This is a genomic window from Rhodopirellula halodulae (genome assembly GCF_020966775.1).
In the GTDB taxonomy this organism is placed as follows: domain Bacteria; phylum Planctomycetota; class Planctomycetia; order Pirellulales; family Pirellulaceae; genus Rhodopirellula; species Rhodopirellula halodulae.
On sequence record NZ_JAJKFV010000002.1, the window covers coordinates 17,320 to 38,420 of the forward strand.

Genomic DNA, 21,101 nt, shown 5'->3' on the forward strand with positions numbered 1-21,101 from the left:
CGAACGAGTCGCAAGTGATCGATTGAAGAATTAGGAAACACGTTCATGTCCATGTCACCCAGCACCACAACCACACCGACCGATGGCGGCTTGATGGGGTTCTTGCGCAAGCTGAACTCGATCGAAGTCGGCGGTCCGAAACGAGGTGTCCCCAAAGGCTGCGATCCAACTCGCATTCCTCCAGTGCCACTTGCGCAGTTGATGCGAATGCTGCTGATGCTGCTTCAGAATGGGCTCACGCTACCCAAAGCACTCGGTTCGTTGGCCATGGACGCGTCCAGCCGCCGCTACAGCAACGTGCTATTGAAGATGCGAAGCACGATCATGGCGGGCGGCTCGATCAGCGACGCAATGGCGCGTTATCCGCGCACGTTCAACAAGATGCAAGTTCAACAGGTCCGCTTGGGTGAACGCAGCGGTTCGCTGGAAACCGCGTTGCTTCGCGTTTGCGAGCAAGTCGAACGCAAAGTCGCACTCCGCAAACGCATCATGAAGAAAATCAGCTACCCGATTCTGATCACGGTGGCTGGCTTTGGCTTGATGATCTTCATGTGTGTCGTGGTGGTTCCTGAATTTGAAACCGTCTACACCGCCAGTGGTGTCGACCTGCCTCCCGTGACGCAGTTTGTCACCGGTATGAGTCGCTTCCTGTTGACCAAGGGGATCTTCGCCATTCCCGTGATCATCGTGTCGGCCATTTTGTGGAGTCTGGGCAGAAAGAAGCCCAAGATCGCAGCCAAAATGGACGCGGCGTTCCTCAAAATTCCTGTTGTCGGACCATGGCTTCGCGACGCTGCGGTGTTGCAATTTGTGGAAGCCACCTCGGCCATGGTTCAGTGCGGTTACAAACCCATCGAAGCCATTGAAGTCGCGTCAACCTGCGTGAAGAATCGGTGCGTTCGCGGCGCCATCGAAGACATCAACCAAGGAGTGCGCCGGGGCGAGAAGCTCAGCGTTGAGTTGGCACGTTACGAACAGTTCTTTCCACCCACTCTGTGCCAACTGATTGGCGTCGGTGAGCAGTCCGGCGAATTCTCGCGATCACTGCAAGGCACCTGCGATCACCTACGCGATCGATTGGAATCACGCATCGATGCCTCCGTCGGCATGCTGGAACCCATCCTCACGATCTCCTTGGCGGCCATGATCGGCGGCATGGTGCTGTCTATTTACACCCCAATGTTCCACATGTTCGAGGTGCTTGAATGATCAAACGTTTCCTTCCACCCCAACGTGGCTTCAGCGTTCTGGAAGTCATCGCGGCACTGACCATCGCCACGATGTTCGCCATGACGGGTTTGGCATTCCTTCAAACCCATGGCGAAACCGCGCAGTCACGAGCTTGCGAAGCCCATCGCGCGGCATTGCAGAGCGACGTCACGTTGTACGAACAAGAAAACGGACGACTGCCGACTAGCGCCATGCGTGAACTGGCTGATGCGGACTACACCGGCGAAGTGCTACCCACGTGTCCCACCTCGGGAAACGCATACCGTCTCGACCGAGGCAACGTGGTTTGCCCCACTCACGGGCAATGATTGAATGACGGCCAGTGATCGAGCTAGCGAATCGAGATCGCGGTTTGAAGCGGCCGAAGCACGCTGTCGATCAGATACTCGTCGACCAAATCGCGACACAACTGCGATAGCCGAGTGAATTCGTCGGCGTAGTTTTCTTTCGCACCCAGCGAATCGTAGCGACGCACCATCATGTAAACGCTGAGCTGTTCTTCCGTGAACTCGCCCGTTCGAATTTGGAACGCTCCCGTTCGCGACTCGAAGCTGATCCGGCACTGCGTCTTGCAATCTTCGTCCAAAGCAAATTGGATCACCGGTTCGTTGGACAGCAGTTTGCCGTAGGGCAGTTGCGTGAACTTCTCCAGTCCCGGAGCAATCCCAATCGCTTCGGTCACGATTTCGTTGTGGTTGCCTTTGCAAGTGAAATCGAAACCGAGCATGACCGTCAACGCTTCGCAATCCAGCGGGCTAACCGACAGCTCATACGGAACCAACTCCAACACCGCGCGATGCTGCTCACACGCGTCTTCGTAACTGGGTGGGCTGACCATGCCGCTGTTGACGCGTTTGGGTTCGATCGAAACCCAGCGGTAGGCTCCGCTGTCTTTTTCTTTCTCCTCTTCCAGCACGTACTCGTCTTTCTCGCGTGCATAGAAGTTCGCCATCTTCGGATAACGACGCTGGACCTGCTCGAAGTAATGCAGGACTGATTCGCGACCTTGCGGCAACTCCATTTCAGTGGACAGGTTCATGTTCACGTAATATTCGTCGCCGAAATTGCCGTAATCACTCATATCGTTTGCACTCAATGAAAAAGCGTGTGAGGAAAAGGTCGAACCACCAGAACCGATCGTTGCTGACGAACCGTTCAGAAAAGAATTCTCGAACGAGAACGTCGCCCAAACATCCTGATCCGGCTGGTTCGCGACCGACCGCGGAGATGCGAGATCTCCCGTGACGGCACCACACAGTTTAGCAACGCGGGAGGCCCTGCAGTGTGCTTGGACACCTGAGTTTGCAAGCAAAGCCCTCACACAGGTGGAAGGGTGCCACACCGTCCAAAACAGCAACCGCGTGGCGGTCAAATGAGACGAAAAAGAGAAGCCGTTGGTTCATCCCAATCGCCGACAAACCACTTGCCGGCAAACCGATCACCGAACAAAAGTTCCGCGAAATGATGGTGTCGACTATTTGCACCACGTGCCGTCGTCAACCGACACAGGCGCTATCCAATGGGCTGCGACGCGGCCGCCAGTTTTCCCATCGACACGTCCGCATCCTCGATGGCATGGTCGCTCAGTCGGTACGGCAAGATCACCCAAAAAGTACTCCCACGTCCGAGTTCGCTTTGGAAATCAATTTCGCCACCAAGCAACACCGCCAACTCCTTGACGATCGACAACCCCAACCCGGTCCCAGCAAATTCGCGAGTCAGTCCATCACCATCCAGCACTTTTTTACTCTGGCGGAACTTCTGGAAAATGATCGGCTGATCCTCTTCGGCAACTCCGACACCGGTGTCCGTCACTGACAAGCGGAATCGGTCGTCATGCAAATCCACTACACGCACGGTGATCATGCCTCCCTCAGGAGTGAACTTGATCGCGTTGCTAAGCAGGTTGTTCAGGATCTGCCCAAGTTTGTTGGGGTCTTGGTAAGCGACCGGCAAATCTTCTGGCACCTCGACCGACAAGGAAATGTTCTTGTCCTCCGATAGCGACTGAATCATGTCGCATTGTGCGCCCACCAAACGAGACAAATGGAATTCGCTACGACGGACCTCCATCTTGCCAGCCTCGACCTTTGCCAAGTCAAGAATGTCGTTGATCATTTCCAAAAGCAAACGACCACTCTTCTGAATATTGGACGCGTAGCGACGTTGCTTTTCCGAGAGGGAATCAATGCCCTGCAAGACTTCCGAGAAACCGATGATGCTGTTCAGTGGCGTGCGGAGTTCGTGACTCATGTTGGCCAAGAAATCCGTCTTCAATCGGTTGGCTTCGTAGAGCTGAAGGTTGAGCTGAGCGAACTGGTCGACGCGCGCATCGAGTTCTCGGTTGACGCTTTGAAGCTGCGTCTGGGTTTCGGTGAGGTGACGAAGCATCCGATTGAATGCATCCGCCAGTTCACGAAATTCATCGTCGGTGGAAATGGTTGCCCGTTGATTGGTGTCGCCGTGCGTGATCGCATCGCTGACGTCACGCAGGTGCAACAAGGGTTGCAGCACGAGGTAGCGAACAATCGCGTGCAACACGAACAACGTGACCGCAACAATGAACATCGCAATCGACACCACGATCGCTCGGATCCCTGTCATGTCTTTGACGATCTTGTCGTCCGGCATGCTGATCCGCTTCACACGGTACGGCAACTGGGCGGCCAACTTCGTTGGGTCTTCGTCCTTCGACAGCGAGATGATTTGACCGCTGGGTGCGTGGCACGGCATGCAGTCGTGTGTCATGAACACCGGTTCGTAGTAAACGTAGCGACCGTTCGTCGGACCGAGTTCTTCAAAGACAGGCCGATTGGCCGGACCGATCCGGCTCATGGCGGCATCGTCCGCCAAGTTGACGGTCTTGCTCAGATCAATCGGGTCATCTGAAAGCAAACGTTCCAACCGAGCGCGGAACTGCGGCTCCAACGCTTGCAGCAATTGCAGTTCACTCGGCTCAGTGGGCTGAATCGGTGCGGACAAATTGTCGAACGGCTGCGGGTCTTCCAAACCCAAAATGTCAAACTGGATGTCTTGGCTCAGCAACTGCGATCGCAACCCGGCGATCTCTTGCCGAGTCATGTCGAGCTTGTCTTCGGGCAGATGAGCCGAATACATCGCCTCGGCGTGGATCAGCATCATCTCCGTGGCCGCCGCGTCGCGGGCCTGTTGCTGCGTCGTGCTGCTGACCCAGCGGTCGGCGAGCAAAAACACCATGCAAAAAGCGCCGCACATCAACACGACGAGCGCCGAGCCAAAGAACAACAAACACTTGCGTTCCAGACTCATCGAAGCAAATAGGCTTTGGACGATCCGCAGCATGGGCGTCCAGCGAAAACGCTGGTTCAGACGGGTCGGGCAGACTCAATCGGGCCGAAGATCGACCGCCGAAAGAGGGCCTCAAACAGGAGTTAAAACGGGACGGCAGCCCTCTATTCTGAACAATCCAGCGTCTCACGACGAGACGAATCGTCTGGATCCAGCCGGTCGGCAGCCGTTTCAATCGTTTTTTTTGTCATTTTTTGTCTCGGGCGGCCCGGAGTTTGGTCCGTAAATCGCCGCTGAAAAGCTTGTTTGCCCCCCTCACCACAACTAGGATGCGACACTCAAACACGATCCCAACCGATCAGATTTCGCCTCTTAACTTCCCGCCTTCTGACTCTGAGAATCCGATGAACCGTTCCCTTCGCCTCACTTTGCAGTGGACGTTGGTGGTCTGCATGATCGCCATCTTGAGCGTGAGTCCTGCTTCGGCTGGATGGCTGCTGAAGCGAATCCATGGCAACAATGCCGCCAGCTGCGAGATTGCGTCGGACACCTGCTGCCCAGCGCCACAACCTGTGTGCTGCGAGCCTGTTGCTTGTGAACCCGTCTGCTGTGAACCAGCTCCCGCCCCAACCTGTTGCGACAGCGCGGAAATCATTCCCGCCCCCGTGGTCGCCCCCATGGTCACTGATTGTTGCGGTGGCGGTGTGGTTGGCGAAGTGATCGTCGAGCAACCGCTGATGGGCGAAACGATCTTGAGCGAAACTCCCGTCGAAGGCGGAATCATCGAAGCACCCGCCATCGTGTCGGAAAAACCGGCTGACGAAGAAACGGACACCGCACCACCGATGCCCGCTGAAACGGAAGAGCCCGCCGTGGCTCCCGAAGCAGACCCGGCCGCCAACGCGGAACCCACCGAAGCCGAAGCTCCCGTGGAAGCGCCAGCCCAGGAAGCTCCCGTCGTGGATGAACCCGTGATGGAAGAGCCTGCCGTTGAAGCTCCCGCTGTGGAAGAACCAACGGTCGAAGAGCCAGTGATGGAAGAGCCGGCTGTCGAAGAACCCTTGACGGAAACTCCCGAAGCTAACCCATTCCCAACCGAAGCTCCCGCGGAAGAAGCTCCCTTCGACATGCCCGTTGAGGAAGCACCGGTCGAAGCCGAGCCTGCTGACGATGGCTTCGGTGACTTGTTCGGCGGCGACACTGAAATGCCAGCTGAGCCTGCCACTCCTGACGTGGAAGCTCCCGCAGCCGACCCCATCGACGACCTCTTCGGTGGAAACGACGCGGCTCCCGCCGACATGCCAGCCGAGCAACCTGCTGACGATGGCTTTGGCGATTTGTTCGGTGGTGACACGGACCCAGCTCCCGCAGAGATGCCTGCCGATCAGCCCGCTGACGACGGCTTTGGTGATCTGTTTGGTGGCGAAAGCGAAGCACCCGCGGATGCCTTGATGCCTGCTGAAGAAGCCGCTCCCGCCGAAGACGGCCTGAACGATTTGTTCAACGAGGGCGGCAATGACGCGGCTCCCGCCGACGGTGGATTGGACGATCTGTTTGGTGATCCACCAGCAGACAACAATGCTGACACGGATTTGGATGACCTGTTCGGAAAAGCGGAAACTCGTTTGGCCGATTCGGAAGTCACCCAAGTCGTGACCGAAAAGAAAGCCGCTGACTCCATCGACGTTTTGGAAACCACCAAAACGCGAACCTGGATCGACAACACTGGCAACTGGGGAACCGATGGCCGCTTGGTCGAAGTTCGTCCCAACGAAATCAAGATCCTGAAAACGAACGGCAAGACTTGCACGGTTCCGATGGAACGTCTCAGCGACGCTGACCGGTCCTACGTCGAATCGATTCGTGCCCAAGTCAACGAATTGTTGTTCGCGATGGCTTCGGCGAAGTGAGCTGGCGTCGGGTGAGTCTCCCCTTTGCCGCAAAAGGCATCACCGCGTTTGGCGGACATTGAGGGAACTGGCCCAGGCTCGGCTCACCCTCACTGCATTGCACAACGCCCAGTTGGTTCAACCGACTGGGCGTTTTTTATTTTGGGGCTCAAGCCGCCCGCCCTCTCAGCCGAATAGAACGGTATCAGCGATTGAATCGCTCTGAGCCGGAAACGCTCACTAGTCAAAGCAATGCATGCATTGCCCCGACGCTGGAAAACGCTTCCAACGGGACGGGCTTGACGGAAAAGCACTCGTTTCCTAACTTGCTCAGCTTGTGCAACAGGCAGTTTTTGACTGGCTCCAGCACGTGAAGGCGACGTGGCCAAGTGGCTAAGGCGAAGGATTGCAAATCCTTTATTCGTGGGTTCGAATCCCACCGTCGCCTCTGATGACGGCCGACTTCCGAGGTGTTGACCCTTTTCATCGCCGAATCGGACGGCTAACATCGTTTCCAACGGTGAGAGTGCTTGTAAGCACCCCTCACCATCGCCCTTGTAGCTCAGTTGGTAGAGCAACGGACTCTTAATCCGTGGGTCCTAGGTTCGAGCCCTAGCGGGGGCATCTTTTTGCCTCGCATGACGCTGAAACAGCGTGTTTTGCGATGGCTTTGGTCGGGGTGGAAACCTGGACCGGTTCTTGGCCCGCTTGATGCGGTTTTGGTCCGCGAATTTTTGCTTGGCCGCACGGCTCAACGCACCTGCTCTTTCCGTCGCCGCTGGCCCGTTCGTCTGATCGTTGGAAGCTTTGCGTTCGAGCGATCTCTACAGGTGACGCTGCCGCTTCTACAATCCACTTGGCGGATTGAAAATTGATTCGCAAGCGGACGGAACCGGCGTGTCTCTTTGAACCGAGACACGCCTTTCGCGATTCGAGAACGCTGGCACGCTCACCTATCACGGCCGCATTGATGAACGACAGCACGCCATCCGCCACCGGACGCAATCGGTTCGGCTTGGGACCGGGAATCTTGGTCACCGCCGCCTTCATTGGTCCAGGCACCGTGGTGACTGCCAGTCGAGTTGGCACGCAGCACGGATGCGAATTGCTGTGGACGGTGTTGTTTGCCGTGATCGGGACCATTCTGCTTCAATCGATGGCCGCCCGACTCGGGATCCTCACGGGCACCGGTCTGAGTGAAGCCATTCGCGAGAATCTGCGGGAGTCGCGTTGGTTAAGGCCAATCATGCTTCTGACCATCGTGGCGATCGGATTTGGAAACGCCGCTTATCAAACCGGGAATCTCACCGGTGCGGTGGTGGGCGTGTCCGCTCTCTTCGGCGGTTCTTCGTTGGCATGGAACCTTGCGATCGGAACCTTCGCAACGTTGGTCATCGTTTCGGGACGCGATCGGTTGCTCCAAAGCGTCTTGATGGTGCTCGTCTTTGCGCTCAGTGCTGCGTTCTTGTTCACGGCTGCCACCCACATGCCCTCGCTACAACGTGTCGCCTCGGGATTGCTGATTCCAAAGATCACGTCAGAGAACTTGACCTTGGTACTTGGCATGATCGGTACGACGATCGTTCCCTACAATCTGTTCCTGCACGCAAGTCGTTCCGCAGCGACCTGGAAGGCCACTCCACCGCAAGAAGCCATTCGCCAATCCAACTGGGACACCGGCCTGTCAATTTCGTTGGGCGGTTTGGTGACGGCGTCGATCTTGCTCACGGCATGCGTGGGGTTCCACGATCGAGGCAGCAACTGGGAAACGCCAGAACAGATCGCCAATGGATTGGGTCCGGTGCTGGGACCGCTCAGCGGTCATGCATTTGCGATGGGAATGTTTTGTGCCGGGCTCACCAGCGCAGTCACCGCACCCCTTGCCACTTCCTACGCGGTGTGCGGTTGCATGGGTTGGCCCGCCAATCCATCGAGCCGGCCATTCCGCGTCATCGCCGTTTCGGTCATCGTAATCGGAGTCACGGCGGTCCTGGTCCTGAACGGAAGTCCTGCTGCGACAATCATCATTGCGCAAGTCGCCAACGGCATGCTGTTGCCGATCGTCGCAGCGGTCATGTTGATTGTGGTTCGACGATCCTCACCATCCACTTCGCGAAGCTTGTCGCCTTGGGCAACAACGATTTCTTGGATAGTGGTCGCGTTCGTCACGTCGCTCGGACTTTGGCGAATCTACTCAGCCTTGCCCTTTTAGATGCGTTCGCGGCAATTTCCAAATGTGAGCCGGCTCGCTCGTTGAAGCAATTTGGTCATGCATCGCGACTCAGATATTGATGCACGCAAGTGATGGCGAGTGCACCGTCGCCGGTGGCGAACGCGCATCGCTTGGTGGTTCCGCTTCGAACGTCACCAGCCGCGAACACACCGGGGCAGGTCGTCTCCAATTCGCAAGGCTCCCGTTCCAGCATCCATTCCCCGCGACCGCGAATCGCGGGACCGGTCAACACAAAGCCATGATCATCGAGTGCCACACCCTCGGGCAACCAATCGGTGTGAGGTTTCGCACCAACGAAAATGAACACACCCGAACACGCGACTGCTTGCTGATCGCCGCTGCTTGAGTTGCCGATCACCACCTGCTCCAACTGCTGCTCGCCGCCCAATGCTTGGATTTCAGTGTTGAACAAGACTTCGATGGCGTCTGTTTTTTCAATCCGATTGGCCAAGTAGTCGGACATACTCTTGCGCAAATCATCTCCACGCAGCAACATCTTCACGGAGCTTGCATGCCGAGACAGATACATTGCGGCTTGGCCGGCTGAGTTCCCACCGCCCACCACGATTGCGGTGGAATCGCGACACAGACGTGCCTCGACGGAGGTCGCCGAATAGTAGACACCCGCGCCTTCCAATCGGTCACAATGTTCGATCGGCAAACGTCGGTACGAAGCTCCCGTCGCGATCAACACCGTTCGGGTACGCACGGTTTGCCCTGTGCACAACGTGACCAGATGATTTCCATCATCCATGCACTGCATCGAGCGGACTTCTACCGGGGCAGTAAATTCAGCGCCGAACTTCATCGCCTGCAAGAAACCCAAGTTGGCCAGTTCGGTTCCGGGCAATCCCGCCGGAAAGCCCATGTAGTTTTCAATCTTGGAGCTCTGCCCGGCTTGGCCTCCCGGTCCCATTCGATCGACGACCAACGTCTTCAATCCTTCGGAAGCTCCATACACAGCTGCGGCCAAGCCCGCCGGACCAGCGCCAAGAATCAACACATCGTAGAGGTCCTCACGAATTTCTCGCGAGATTCCCAAGCACTCCGCAACCTTCGCCAGACTCGGTTGGCTCTCGACGTGTCGGCTGCAAACGATCACCGGCGTTTGTTCGGAGGTCATGCCCACCTCTTGCAACGCTTGCTGACCAACGGACTCCGCAACATCCTGAAACGTGTGCGGCACCTTGTTCTTGTAAAAGAACTCTCGCAGTCGCAACAACTCTTTGCAATTCGCATGGCCGATCACACGAATCCCGAGGAAGTCGGACTCCTCCAATAACTTGCGTCGCACCTGGAAAGCGGCCAGCAGTTTGTCGCTCAACTCAGGCACCTCGGACAGCGTGTGCCGGATGGTGCAGGACGTGATTTCAATGACTTGCACATCGCCGCGAGCCCGCGCCGTGACCACCGCAGGACGCCCGGTCAACATGGTCACGTCGCCGGTGAATTCACCCGGCCCATGGGTCGCCACCGTTTGGTCCACACCGGACGTCGCTTCGGTGACGACTACTTCCCCCGATTCAATCGCGAAGAACGAATAATCTCGCTGACCGTCCTCAAACAAGACATCTCCATCACGAAGCTGTTTTCGCGTCCCCAATTTGGCAAGACAGTCCAATTCGGACTCGGTCAATCTCGGAAAGGCGGTCGATTCATTCTCATTCAACATCAGTGGCGCCTTCGCGAAAAAGTTGGGACAGGAACGTCAACGGTCGGAACCTGCCACTACATCCTACGCGAATCGCAAAGAGTCACTGCAAAGACTCATCGTACGGACGAACCCCACGACCCCAAAAATGGGATCGATTGGCAAAGCGGGCTCACTGCGTGTTCGCTCGAAAGACGAATCCCTTTTGCTCATTCGGATCCGCCAAACGGATCTGTCCATCGCATCCTTGGGCTGACGAGCACGTCCCCGACGCCACCAGCAGGCCTCCCTCGGGTCCCGCTTCGATGCCCAGCGCGCAATTCGCCTCGTAGCGACCCACCATTTCGAAATCACCATCGGTGACCAGCAAGATCGCAGGCGAACCGTAACAACCAAACCACCACCGACCGTTTGCAAACGAAGCAGTTTGGATTCCCAAATGCGTGTGCCCACTGGCCACCACATGTTTTCGGACGAACTGAAATTCACCGTCATATTCGTAGACGTAGTTTTCATCGATGGACTCCGGCAAGCCACCAACGACGAAAAAATGGCCATCCCGATGCCCGATACCGCCAGCACCGTGGAAAACCTCCTGCACCTCGTGACGACTGATCTCTTCCAGCGTCTCGGCATCGTAGACGTAGACCCATGAGTCGGCGTTGCCCTCGGCGTCATTGAATCTCCCCAGATTCACGGCCACGTAGATCTTTCCGTCGCGAACGCAGAGGTCACCGTGATGGTTGGCGGCGGACACCTTCTTCAGAACGATTCCGGACGAATCCGTTTTGACCAGAGATGTCGTGAAGGACCAATAAAGATGCTCACCATCGGAACCAACGCCTTGCAGGTGATGTGAGTAGTGCCCCTCACAGTGAACCGGCGACGGGTTTGTTTCCGCAGCGATCGTGAGGCTGGAATTGCCGCCGAACGCGATGAGAAAGCCAACGAGCATCGCGGTAGGCAAACGCAAAAAACAACAACGAAAAGAAGTCAGGGTGCAAAGCATAGGAGGAACCGTTTCAAAAAGGCGGATTGACCAAATCGAACCGGACTGTCGCGAATGCCGCAGGCTCATGCAAACCTTCTTCAACGAGAATTCATGAACGGAGTGTTCAGTCCAAGTTGGCTTTGCGAGCCAGCAACAACTTCATCATTTCCTCTGCGGATCCGACAGCGATGTTGCGAATGCGTTCGCGGTCGGTCTCATCGCCGAATTCGTATGTCACGGCGTGGATACCAATCTCACGTGCCACCCATGCTTTGCTGGTGCTCCGATGAGCATTGTGACCATCGTCACGAATCATCGTGGATTCGCCCAGTCGATTGTTCATCGACTGCAACCAATCCGCGGTGAAGCCTTCCGGGAAAAGCTTGGTCTTCTTGGGAACGGTGTAGAAGACTTCGTTGTAGGTGCTGTGGAAGTCGAGGAACAACCACATACGTTTGCCTTGTTCGCCACGCAGGCTGACAATGTCGTTGTGGATGGCACGCGTTTCGGGTTCTTTGAATTGCAGCCAATCACGATTGAGATCCACACCGTTGGCGTTGGAACGCCAGTACCCCTTGGCGACTCCGTCCGGGTTGGCAATGGGAATCGCAACCGTCAGGAATTCTTGCCGGTATCGTTTGGCAAGCTCGCTATCACCACACAATGCTTCGATGAAGTGCATCATGCCGATCGTGCCGGTAACCTCCGGCGGGTGCTGGCGTGATAACGCGTAGACCACGTCTCGCGTGTCGGGGTTACCGATCGCCAAACGATGAATGGGCCGATCCATGACCGAGTGACCAGCGACGGACGATTCCACAAACGGCAACTTCGCCAGCGTGTCGACCCAATTGGCGATGTCTTTGTTGCCAACTAATTCTTGCCCGGCCACCCATAGCATTTGGTTGCTGACTGGCAAACGTAACGTCACCTCGCGACCGCCAGGATGACGCGCCACGATCAAATGCTCCGCCGGTTCCCAGTTCACACGGTCGCGGCTGATCTTGGGTTCGTACCGATGCGATCCGCCTTCGTACCGCAAGCGAACTTTGATGTGACGTGGGTTTGTCGAAGAGACCCGGAACGCGTACCAGGCACTGTCATTGATGGGTTCGTTTTCAGGGCGGATGAGGATCTCAAAATCATCGCCGCTGTATTCGACCAATTCGTCAATCTTGCCACCGGCAAAGTCCGTCTCGAAGCTGACCTCATTGTCTTGAGACAGGAACTTCAGCGTCGGCGTGATTTCCGCAGACGGGTCTGCGAAAACGAATGATGCACCGACGATCGTAAAGACAATCACGAGCGACGCGTTGCGCAACAGGAGACGTGCGTAGGACAAAGTTTCCCAGCGGGATAGAGAAAAAACAAATCGCATGATCAACCCTTAGGTTTCAACGCTTCACCTGACGAAGTGTTTTCCGACCGGGGGCGTCCATTGCGGAACGACGAACGGGGGCACACCGGGTTAACCGTTTTGACACGGTGATTCCGGCAGTCGCGCGTCGACGTTGGCTTCCAGCGGACTGGTTCAACAGTGGGTGGAAGCAATCGCAAGCGACGTACCTCGGGGGCAGCGTCTGGTTGCTCGGTGGGAGTTGGGTGGGAGAAAGGCGGGATTCCTGTTGGAATTTTCAAAGAAATTCTAGACCATCGTGAAACAGGCCGTACTTTCCCAGTTCCCGTGCTCGCCTGATTGGCAAATGGTTTTCCGCTAACTGGAAATTAGGTTTCCACCTCAGCAGTACGCGTCGGAAGATCAGTTATCGAGCGGTCGAATTCGAAGGTGTCTACCAAGCAAATTGGAACGTTCGGTGAAATCATCTGTCGATCGCTCCAGCGGGACATGGATTGGTCCGGCAGATGCGTTGCTGCGGCGAGTCCGTTTCCCCGCGACGAGGCTGCGTCTGGTGCGATGCCAGCAGATTGACGGGGATGGATTTCACCCCGGAAAAACTCGTGAAGCGATTGTCGTTGCGATCGGATTTCTTGGCCGTTGTCTGTGCCGCATCCACCGTGTTTGGTCCGTTGTTGATCGGCCAAGCCTCCACCCATGCCGCAGATTGGCCCAATTGGCGTGGTCCAACTCAAAACGGAATCTCCACCGAGGTCGGTTTGATCGAAGCGTTCGACCCCAAAGGCGGTCCCGGCAGCAATGTGCTTTGGAAAAGCGAACTGGCGGCGGGGACCTCTACGCCGATCGTGATGAACGGAAGACTATTCACAATCGTTCGCGATCAGCCGGGCATTCGAAAGGACGCGGAGAAAGTCATTGCCCTCGACGCGGATTCAGGCGAGTTGCTCTGGGAGAACGTTTACAACGTTTTTCTCTCGGACTTGCCCGCCGAGCGTGTCGGGTGGTCGCATGTTTGCGGTGATCCTGAACTGGATCGTGTCTACGCCCTGGGAGCGTGTTGCTTCCTTCTGTGCATGGACGCCGCGACGGGCAAAACCGTTTGGTCGCGATCGATGAGTGAAGAGTTTGGCATGCTCAGCACCTACGGCGGCCGCACGAACACACCGGTCGTGTTTGAAAATCTCGTCATCATCAGTGGCGTGACGACGGGCTGGGATGAGAACGCTCGTCCCGCTCATCGGTTCTTTGCCTTTGACAAGCAAGACGGCACGTTGGTTTGGAGCATCAGCACCCGACCTCTGCCGGAGGACACCACCTACAGCACGCCCGTCGTCAAAGTCATTGGTGACCAAGCGGTCATGGTGGCGGGAAGTGGCGACGGAGACGTGTACGGGATTCAACCTCGCACGGGAAAGATCCTGTGGCGTCAAGCAATTTCGCGCCGTGGCATCAACACTTCGGTGGCGGTCGATGCGGAAGGCAATGTCTTTGCAACTCACGGGGAAGAAAACCCCGCAGGAACCGCCATGGGCGCGGTGGTTCGGATTGATGCGCGTCATGCCTCTTTGGAATCGGCTTCTGCAGAAGCTTGGCGAACCGAAGAAATCATGTCCGGAAAAAGCTCCCCGTTGCTTGTGGGCGACCGCCTCTACGTGGTGGAAGACTCATCGCGATTGCGAATCCTGGACCGGCAATCCGGCGAAGAGGTTGGCGAGCCGATGAAGCTGGGCACGTCGATGCGTGGCAGCTTGCTGTACGCCGATGGCAAAATCTACGCCTGCACCGTACAAGGTGTCTTTCATGTGTTGCGACCCACTCAGGATGGCGTGGAATCGTTGTTCAAAATCCGATTGCCGCGGGGACACGAAGCGGGCGGGTCACCCATCGCCGCGGAAGGTCGGATCTACTTGCCGACCACCGGCGGACTGTTTTGCCTAAAGAACGAAACCGTCACTCGCGGGCAAGGCAATCAAGAAGATGCGGCCAACTTGACCATCTCGGGAAGCGACCTTTTGTCAATGGAACGCGATCCCGCGGAAGATCCAACTCCGGCGCAACTGCAGTTGGTCCCGGCCGAAGCGATCGTTCAACCGGGCCAATCCCTTCCATTCAACGTTGCCATCTTCAATTCGCTGGGCCAGCAATTGAAGTTGAGCGAGGAAGCGTTGAGCTTTGACATTCAGGGTGCCGGCACGATTGACCGGGATGGGTTGTTTGTTGCTGATTCGGAGTTGCTGCACCGTTCCGCCGTCGTGCGAGTACGAATGGGCGAGTTGACCGCCACCGCGAAATTGCGAATCGTCCCGGCGTTGCCTTGGGCTTTCAACTTTTCTGATGGAGACGTGCCGATCACTTGGATCGGGGCTCGGTATCGACATGAAGGTCGGCAAGCGGACGGCAATGGCGTGATCGCGAAAGTGTCGACGATTCCTAAGGGCACGCGAAGCCAAGCTTGGTTTGGTCCGACGGACTTACACGATTACACCATCACCGCGGACGTGAAGGCTCAACCGGGCAACAAACTGCCTGACATGGGAGTCATCGCCCAACGCTACACCTTGGATTTGATGGGTGAGTCCCAGCAATTGCAGATCCGGACTTGGGCGGCCCAGTTGCGGATGGCTCAGAGCGTTCCCGTGACTTGGAAAGCGGGCGTGTGGTACACGCTGAAATTCCAAGCCACGACGGAAGGCGACCAGGCCGTCCTGCGGGGAAAGGTTTGGCCTCGCGACAAAGTCGAACCAAGTGAATGGACGGTGACCGCAACGGACGAGGCTCCCAACCGCAGTGGAAGTCCCGGTTTGTTCGGAAACGCGACCAACGCTGAGTTTCTGATCGACAACGTGACGGTTCAGCCCAACTGATCGCCATCCGTTTCCTCAACGAACCAAGGTTTGTCACTCAAGAGTGGCGAGGCTTGGTTCCTGCATTCGTCCGCACGCCAACCTCGTTTGAATCATCCTTCGTTGTCCAACTCTTCGCCATCCAAAACCACCGTCGCCATTGTCTGCTTCATCGCGGCGATCGGTTTCGCTTTCGATATCTATGAACTGTTGATGCTGCCGTTGATATTGCGGCCAGCGTTGCAGGAACTCGAAGGAATCAATCCAGGCACGCCTGAGTTTGAATATTGGCGTGGCATGTTGTTCTTTGTGCCCGCGATGGTGGGCGGTGTTTTTGGATTGTTCGGTGGCTACCTAACGGACTTGATGGGACGTCGTCGCGTTTTGACGTTCAGCATTTTGCTTTACGCCATCGCCGCGTTCGCCAGTGGCTTTGTAACCTCGATTGGTATGTTGCTGTTCCTGCGATGTCTGGTGTTCATTGGGGTTTGTGTCGAGTTCGTTGCCGCCGTGGCTTGGGTTGCGGAATTGTTCCCCAATGTCAAACAACGTGAAGCCGCGCTGGGCTACACCCAGGCGTTCTCGTCCGTCGGTGGATTGTTGGTCACGGGAGCCAACTACTTGGCCATTCAATACGCCATGTCATTGCCGGAAATCGTCGGCGGTCATGAAGCGTGGAGATACACGGTGATCTCGGGTGTGATTCCCGCGATTCCGCTGGTGCTGATCCGACCGTTTCTTCCCGAATCGCCAGAATGGGCACGCAAGAAGGCCGAAGGAACTTTGCAACGGCCGAGTATCTCGGCTTTGTTTGCACCCGATTTACGACGCACAACGATCGTCACCACGTTGATGTTCGCTTGCAGTTACGGAGCTGCGTTTGGTGCATTGCAGCAAGTGCCTTCGATCGTTCCAAGCCTACCCCAAGTCAAATCGCAAACTGCTGGACTGACTCCGCCCGCAGCGAAGAAGGTCGAACAATCAACCGCTGCAACGGTGAACGGTTATCAGGAGATCGGTGGATTGCTTGGACGTTTTGCTTTGGCGGCGTTGGCCGTGGCCGTGGTCAGTCGACGGTGGCTGCTTCGAATCTTCCAGTGGCCAGGATTGGTGATCGTCCCGCTCGTGTTTTGGTTTCCCGCTCGAGGTGACTTGGAGTGGTTGAAGTGGGGCATCTTGCTGTGTGGCTTCTTCACCGTTGCTCAGTTCAGTTTCTGGGGCAACTATTTGCCACGAGCGTTCCCACTGCACTTGCGAGGCACCGGCGAAAGCTTTGCCGCGAATATTGGAGGACGAATGATTGGGACGTCCTTTGCCGCGGTGACGGCTTGGCTGACCACCATGCTGCCATCGGGAAGCACGGCGGTCGCGGCGGCGGTCGTTGCATTGTTTGTCTATTCGGTGGGATCTCTGCTCTCGTTTTGGTTGCCAGAACCACTGCCGGAAGAAACGATCTAGCAAACGTTCAGGTCAGCCTGCCGTTCCTGTTCAGTGGTCCGCGTGTTCGGTCGCAGCCGGCAATTGCAACATGCAATCTTTGTAGCCCGTCACCACGGGATACCTCGCCGCGAGCTTGATCGCGTGTTCGAGTAACGCAATTGCCGTTTCTCGGTCGCCGACGCTGGCTCGTGAGAACGCTTGCTCGGCAAAATCCGAAGCCTTGCGAGCGTCCGTTTCGACCTGTTCCAGCCAAACCGCCGCCAAGTTCCAACATGCGGCCTCTTCACCACGGAGTGCCTTCGCGGCCAAGGAAGCCTGTTGGCTGGTCAATCCATTCAGATTGACTTCGCAGGTTCCAAATTGGGTGTCCCAGCAGCAACCCGACCAGGCGTTCTGTGCGGCAAGGATGGATTGCCGAAGGGACTCAAGCATGGAGCGAGGTTTGAATGAGGAATGTCGGTCCATTGCGTTCGCTTCATGGCGTTCCGCGAATCCCGAATCTACAATGGACCAGTCCCCATCGGATGCAAACGCTGTACCCGCCCCTCATCGCTCTTGCCGTCTTTCAGTTTCATTCGCAGTTCTCTTTCCACCGTCGTCTACTGCATCGCACTCGCGGTCAACTCGTTGTTGTTGACCAATGCGATCGTGCGGAGCGAATCGAACTGGGGTTACTTCGTTCTGCTAACACTGCTGTTGCTCTACGGTGTTTTGCAACGATTCGAATGGCGGCGGAAACAACGGATTCAAACATAGGAATCGCTGGCGAAGCAGCAAGTTGAGCGACGACGGCAACGTTTGGAGTCGCTTGGGACACTCGCCAGTGGAATCGCACATGACCTCAACAACTTACTGACACCAATTTTGATGAGCGGCAAAATGCTGCAACGCGAAACACCCAACGTCGACCGAGTTGCGTTGGCAGACACGATCGTCGCCGGGGCGACACGCGGAGCCGACTTGATTGCTCAGTTGCTAACGTTTGCGCGAGGTGGCGATGGGAATCAGTCTCCGGTGCAGCTGGCGAAACTCTTGCCAGAGACCGGTCGCATTTTGGAAAGAACTTTGCCGAAAGGAATCTCGCTTCATGTTTGTGTGGATTCGGACTTGCCCGAAGTTATCGGCGACGAAACCGAAATGAGCCAATTGTTGATGAACTTGGCCATCAACGGTCGTGACGCGATGAACGGTAATGGCGAACTGATAATTGCGGCGGAACGAGTTTCGTTTAACACCGAGCATTCCTGCTCCTACACCGTTTTGCCTCCGGGCGATTACGTGAGAATCAGCGTGACGGACAACGGACATGGGATCGATGAGTCGATCCGAGATCGCATCTTCGAACCTTTCTTTTCCACCAAGCAACGTGGCAACGGAACAGGGCTGGGGCTCAGCACCACCATTGGAATCATCCAAAGCCATCGAGGAGCCATCGAAGTGGACACCAAGGTCGGGGAAGGAACCACGTTTCATGTCTTGTTGCCCTCGGTTTCGCACTGAATGAATCATTTAATGAACGATCGTCCCACGCTGCTGGTGATTGATGATGACCCGCTGATCTTGCAGTGCATGCAGTTGTGCTTGCCGGAGCCTGACTACCAAGTTTTCACCTCAACCAACGCGGCAACGGGGATGGAAAGCTTTCGCCGTCATGAACCGGATGCCGTGCTATTGGATGTGCAGTTGCCCGACCAATCGGGTTTGGCGTTGATCCACGAACTGCGAGAGACTGACCGGCGTGTCCCGGTGATTCTGATGACCGGTCATGGAACAGCCGAGACAGCCATCACCGCGATGAGCGGTGGCGCGTTTGAGTACATCACCAAACCGTTTGAACCAGATGAAATTCTTCCGCTGATCGATTCAGCACTCGAAACCAGCCGAATGGCACGGCGACCTGCGGCTTTGCCAAACGATCCCAAGCCAACTGGTGGCGGCAAGTCACCCGTGGCGGCCCGAGCAGACTTGGTCTTGGGAAGCTGCCCGCAAATGATCGAGGTATTTCGTAGCATTGGACGTGTGGCCTCCCGAGAAGCCACCGTGCTGATCTTGGGCGAAACCGGAACGGACAAAGAAGTGGTTGCTCGGGCGATCTATCAACACAGCCAGCGTCACGACCAAGTTTTTCACGCGATCAATTGCGCAGCGATTCCCGAGACGTTGCTGGAGAGCGAACTGTTTGGACACGAGAAAGGTTCGTTCACCGGCGCGGACCAACGGCGAGTCGGCAAGTCTGAACTCTGCGATGGCGGCACGTTGTTCCTGGATGAAATCGGTGACATGTCGCCGGTCATGCAGACCAAGCTGCTGCGGGTGTTGCAAGAGAAGGAGTTCGAACGAGTCGGTGGAAGTCGGCCGATCAAGACCGATGTGAGAATCATCGCGGCAACCAATCGCGATCTGAAATCCGCCATGAATGACGGCAGCTTCCGAAGTGACTTGTTTTATCGCCTCAATGAGTTCACGATTGAGTTACCACCGTTGCGACAACGCGGTTGCGACCTCGTTGAAATGGCCGAACACTTCTTTGCGTTGTATGCGACTCAACTCGGAAAGGACTTCGTTTCGATTGCGCCGGAAACCATGCAGGGACTGTTGGCTCACCCGTGGCCGGGCAATGTGCGTGAGCTTCAAGGCGTGATCAAACAAACCTTGCTGAAGGCCAGCGGCCCCGTCATTGTTCCAGCATTCCTGCCCAACGCTTTTGGCTACGAGAGCGAACCCGAGATTCATCATCCGGTTGCGATCGGCTGGCGTGAAGGATTGGCGGAAGATGTTCGGCAGCGAATCGCCGCGGGTAGTTTTTCGGTCAGCTCAGACGTCCACGACGAAGCCGATCGGATACTGATCTCCGAGATGTTGAAAGCAACAGGGAACAACCTCAGCGAAGCCAGTTCGCGACTTGGGATTAGCCGACCAACCTTGCGAAGCCGTATCCGAGCTTTGGGGTTGCGTCCGGACAGGATGTGACAAACCACGCTGGCTTCTCCGATCACATCGTGATGCAGTTAGAATGTGGCGTTCCTCACACCCGCCTACCTCCCCCCACCGAGTCTCCGTATGTTTTCAAGTCCCTTCCGAAATGTCGCTTCACTCTACCGACGCACCGATCGGCGTTTTCGAACATCTCTTCTGCTCACCGTATTTTGTGTGCTTCTGACACCTCTGCCTCAGTCATCTGCCCAGGACAACAGTGAGTTCCCGCTGAAGAACGGTCGCGTGGTGGTGGGACCCGATTTCTCAATGGCGGAAGAGCTCAAGGATCTCGGCAACCCGAAGGGCAAACAGATTGAGTTCATGATGCCGTTAGCCGACAGCGAGATCTTCGATGGAACCGACAGCACTCTGAATCGACGCAAACCCGTCCGCAAAGAGCGCAAGATCGTGGTCTACGTTCCCGCGGCCTACGAAGACGGCACAGCTGCCCCGTTCCTGGTGATGCACGACGGCCCCAGCCGTTTGAATTTGGTCCGCAATGCACTCGACAATATGACGATCTCAAAAGATCCACACCGCAAGCTTCCCGCCTTCGTTGCCATCGCGGTTCAAAACGGTGGCGACGACAGCAAAGGCAGCCAACGCGGATTGGAATACGACACGATGTCCGACCGACTGGCTCGCTTCATTCAATTGGAAGTCTTGCCCGCCGTGAAAAACCACCCAGCGATTCGAAAGGCCTATCCAAACTTCGAACTCACCGATGATCCATGGGGCCGCGCGGTCATGGGTTGCAGCAGTGGTGGTGCGGCGGCCTTGACGATGGGTTGGTTCCGTCCCGAATGGTTCCGCCGTTTGATCACCTATTCCGGAACGTTCGTTGATCAGCAAGACGACGATGCTCCCGAGGAAGCCGACTATCCGCTGGGTGCGTGGGAGTATCACTCGAGCATGAAGCTAATTGAAAACAGTGACAAGAAACCACTGAGGATCTTCACGCACGTGGCTGAAAACGACAATCGTGCGAACGATCCGGAGTCCACCTATCACAATTGGGTGATGGCCAATGAGCGAACCGCGGACGCGTTGGAGGCGAAGGGCTACGACTATCGCTACGTGTTCTCCAAAGCCAGTCGTCACTGCGATCGCCGAGTCTTTGAAGCCACGCTCGCCGACACGCTCGCCTGGATGTGGCACGGTTACGAGCCCGCTGATGATTGACGGTCGCCGCGAGATCATGCGAACAACTCATATGGACGCTGC

Annotated in this window: 16 protein-coding genes and 2 tRNA genes; 12 read left to right on the top strand and 6 right to left on the bottom strand. The window is 56.4% G+C overall.

All coding sequences use genetic code 11. The features are described from left to right. Window positions 1-45 precede the first annotated feature (45 nt). Window positions 46-1,209 (top strand): type II secretion system F family protein, encoded by a 1,164-nt coding sequence (locus LOC70_RS00685; protein WP_230251340.1) that lies wholly within the window; start codon window positions 46-48, stop codon window positions 1,207-1,209. Then, window positions 1,206-1,538: a competence type IV pilus major pilin ComGC gene (locus tag LOC70_RS00690; protein ID WP_230251341.1), complete on the top strand. Its 333-nt coding sequence runs from the start codon at window positions 1,206-1,208 to the stop codon at window positions 1,536-1,538. Before LOC70_RS00685 ends, LOC70_RS00690 begins: the two co-directional genes overlap by 4 nt. 23 nt (window positions 1,539-1,561) lie before the next feature. Here LOC70_RS00690 and LOC70_RS00695 read toward each other — a convergent pair whose 3' ends face one another. Together LOC70_RS00695 and LOC70_RS00700 are read right to left on the bottom strand one after the other, a co-directional pair. Continuing rightward, a complete protein-coding gene (locus LOC70_RS00695; RefSeq protein ID WP_230251342.1) occupies window positions 1,562-2,311 on the bottom strand; it encodes a hypothetical protein in 750 nt (249 codons plus the stop codon). Window positions 2,312-2,742: 431 nt separating this feature from the next. After that, entirely contained in the window at window positions 2,743-4,551 is a 1,809-nt protein-coding gene (locus LOC70_RS00700) for a sensor histidine kinase (protein ID WP_230251343.1), read from the bottom strand. 350 nt (window positions 4,552-4,901) lie between these two features. Here LOC70_RS00700 and LOC70_RS00705 point away from each other — a divergent pair, with 350 nt between their 5' ends. From LOC70_RS00705 to LOC70_RS00720, 4 genes are all read left to right on the top strand, one after another. Beyond that, window positions 4,902-6,407, top strand: coding sequence for an SHD1 domain-containing protein (locus tag LOC70_RS00705; RefSeq protein WP_230251344.1), 1,506 nt, complete (start codon window positions 4,902-4,904; stop codon window positions 6,405-6,407). A 354-nt stretch (window positions 6,408-6,761) separates the two neighbouring features. Next, window positions 6,762-6,834 (top strand) — tRNA-Cys (locus LOC70_RS00710). Between the two features lie 103 nt (window positions 6,835-6,937). Beyond that, window positions 6,938-7,010: transfer RNA gene (locus tag LOC70_RS00715), tRNA-Lys, on the top strand. A 346-nt stretch (window positions 7,011-7,356) separates the two neighbouring features. Continuing rightward, window positions 7,357-8,598, top strand: a complete 1,242-nt coding sequence (locus LOC70_RS00720) for an Nramp family divalent metal transporter (protein ID WP_230251345.1) — start codon at window positions 7,357-7,359, stop codon at window positions 8,596-8,598. A 55-nt stretch (window positions 8,599-8,653) separates the two neighbouring features. Here LOC70_RS00720 and LOC70_RS00725 read toward each other — a convergent pair whose 3' ends face one another. The 3 genes from LOC70_RS00725 to LOC70_RS00735 all read right to left on the bottom strand — a co-directional run bounded on the left by LOC70_RS00725 (window position 8,654) and on the right by LOC70_RS00735 (window position 12,564). Then, on the bottom strand, window positions 8,654-10,291 hold the full coding sequence (locus LOC70_RS00725; protein ID WP_230251346.1) for an FAD-dependent oxidoreductase: 1,638 nt from the start codon (window positions 10,289-10,291) through the stop codon (window positions 8,654-8,656). Window positions 10,292-10,442: 151 nt separating this feature from the next. Next, a complete protein-coding gene (locus LOC70_RS00730; protein ID WP_230251347.1) occupies window positions 10,443-11,279 on the bottom strand; it encodes a hypothetical protein in 837 nt (278 codons plus the stop codon). Window positions 11,280-11,385: 106 nt separating this feature from the next. Next, on the bottom strand, window positions 11,386-12,564 hold the full coding sequence (locus LOC70_RS00735; protein ID WP_230251348.1) for a M14 family metallopeptidase: 1,179 nt from the start codon (window positions 12,562-12,564) through the stop codon (window positions 11,386-11,388). Between the two features lie 632 nt (window positions 12,565-13,196). Here LOC70_RS00735 and LOC70_RS00740 point away from each other — a divergent pair. Together LOC70_RS00740 and LOC70_RS00745 are read left to right on the top strand one after the other, a co-directional pair. Continuing rightward, complete coding sequence (locus LOC70_RS00740; protein WP_230251349.1) at window positions 13,197-15,482, top strand: PQQ-binding-like beta-propeller repeat protein; 2,286 nt, start codon at window positions 13,197-13,199, stop codon at window positions 15,480-15,482. An 87-nt stretch (window positions 15,483-15,569) separates the two neighbouring features. After that, on the top strand, window positions 15,570-16,919 hold the full coding sequence (locus tag LOC70_RS00745; RefSeq protein ID WP_230251877.1) for an MFS transporter: 1,350 nt from the start codon (window positions 15,570-15,572) through the stop codon (window positions 16,917-16,919). Window positions 16,920-16,949: 30 nt separating this feature from the next. Here the strand turns inward: LOC70_RS00745 and LOC70_RS00750 are convergent, their stop codons facing one another. Further along, window positions 16,950-17,333: a hypothetical protein gene (locus tag LOC70_RS00750; RefSeq protein WP_230251350.1), complete on the bottom strand. Its 384-nt coding sequence runs from the start codon at window positions 17,331-17,333 to the stop codon at window positions 16,950-16,952. Between the two features lie 21 nt (window positions 17,334-17,354). Between LOC70_RS00750 and LOC70_RS00755 the strand changes: the two genes are divergently transcribed. The 4 genes from LOC70_RS00755 (at window position 17,355) to LOC70_RS00770 (ending at window position 21,059) form a co-directional block, all read left to right on the top strand. Continuing rightward, window positions 17,355-17,657: a hypothetical protein gene (locus LOC70_RS00755; RefSeq protein ID WP_230251351.1), complete on the top strand. Its 303-nt coding sequence runs from the start codon at window positions 17,355-17,357 to the stop codon at window positions 17,655-17,657. A 42-nt stretch (window positions 17,658-17,699) separates the two neighbouring features. Then, entirely contained in the window at window positions 17,700-18,401 is a 702-nt protein-coding gene (locus tag LOC70_RS00760; protein WP_255715095.1) for a two-component system sensor histidine kinase NtrB, read from the top strand. Between the two features lie 12 nt (window positions 18,402-18,413). Further along, complete coding sequence (locus LOC70_RS00765; RefSeq protein ID WP_230251352.1) at window positions 18,414-19,871, top strand: sigma-54-dependent transcriptional regulator; 1,458 nt, start codon at window positions 18,414-18,416, stop codon at window positions 19,869-19,871. 180 nt (window positions 19,872-20,051) lie between these two features. After that, a complete protein-coding gene (locus LOC70_RS00770) occupies window positions 20,052-21,059 on the top strand; it encodes an alpha/beta hydrolase (protein ID WP_230251353.1) in 1,008 nt (335 codons plus the stop codon). Window positions 21,060-21,101: the final 42 nt, after the last annotated feature.

Bases quoted from the DNA above. Each gene is read 5' to 3' on its own strand.
- LOC70_RS00705 (WP_230251344.1), top strand. From the start codon at position 4,902: ATGAACCGTTCCCTTCGCCTCACTTTGCAGTGGACGTTGGTGGTCTGC.
- LOC70_RS00765 (WP_230251352.1), top strand. From the start codon at position 18,414: ATGAACGATCGTCCCACGCTGCTGGTGATTGATGATGACCCGCTGATC.
- LOC70_RS00730 (WP_230251347.1), bottom strand. From the start codon at position 11,279: ATGCTTTGCACCCTGACTTCTTTTCGTTGTTGTTTTTTGCGTTTGCCT.
- LOC70_RS00690 (WP_230251341.1), top strand. From the start codon at position 1,206: ATGATCAAACGTTTCCTTCCACCCCAACGTGGCTTCAGCGTTCTGGAA.
- LOC70_RS00750 (WP_230251350.1), bottom strand. From the start codon at position 17,333: ATGCTTGAGTCCCTTCGGCAATCCATCCTTGCCGCACAGAACGCCTGG.
- LOC70_RS00700 (WP_230251343.1), bottom strand. From the start codon at position 4,551: ATGCTGCGGATCGTCCAAAGCCTATTTGCTTCGATGAGTCTGGAACGC.
- LOC70_RS00695 (WP_230251342.1), bottom strand. From the start codon at position 2,311: ATGAGTGATTACGGCAATTTCGGCGACGAATATTACGTGAACATGAAC.
- LOC70_RS00755 (WP_230251351.1), top strand. From the start codon at position 17,355: ATGTCGGTCCATTGCGTTCGCTTCATGGCGTTCCGCGAATCCCGAATC.
- LOC70_RS00740 (WP_230251349.1), top strand. From the start codon at position 13,197: ATGGATTTCACCCCGGAAAAACTCGTGAAGCGATTGTCGTTGCGATCG.
- LOC70_RS00720 (WP_230251345.1), top strand. From the start codon at position 7,357: ATGAACGACAGCACGCCATCCGCCACCGGACGCAATCGGTTCGGCTTG.
- LOC70_RS00725 (WP_230251346.1), bottom strand. From the start codon at position 10,291: ATGTTGAATGAGAATGAATCGACCGCCTTTCCGAGATTGACCGAGTCC.
- LOC70_RS00685 (WP_230251340.1), top strand. From the start codon at position 46: ATGTCCATGTCACCCAGCACCACAACCACACCGACCGATGGCGGCTTG.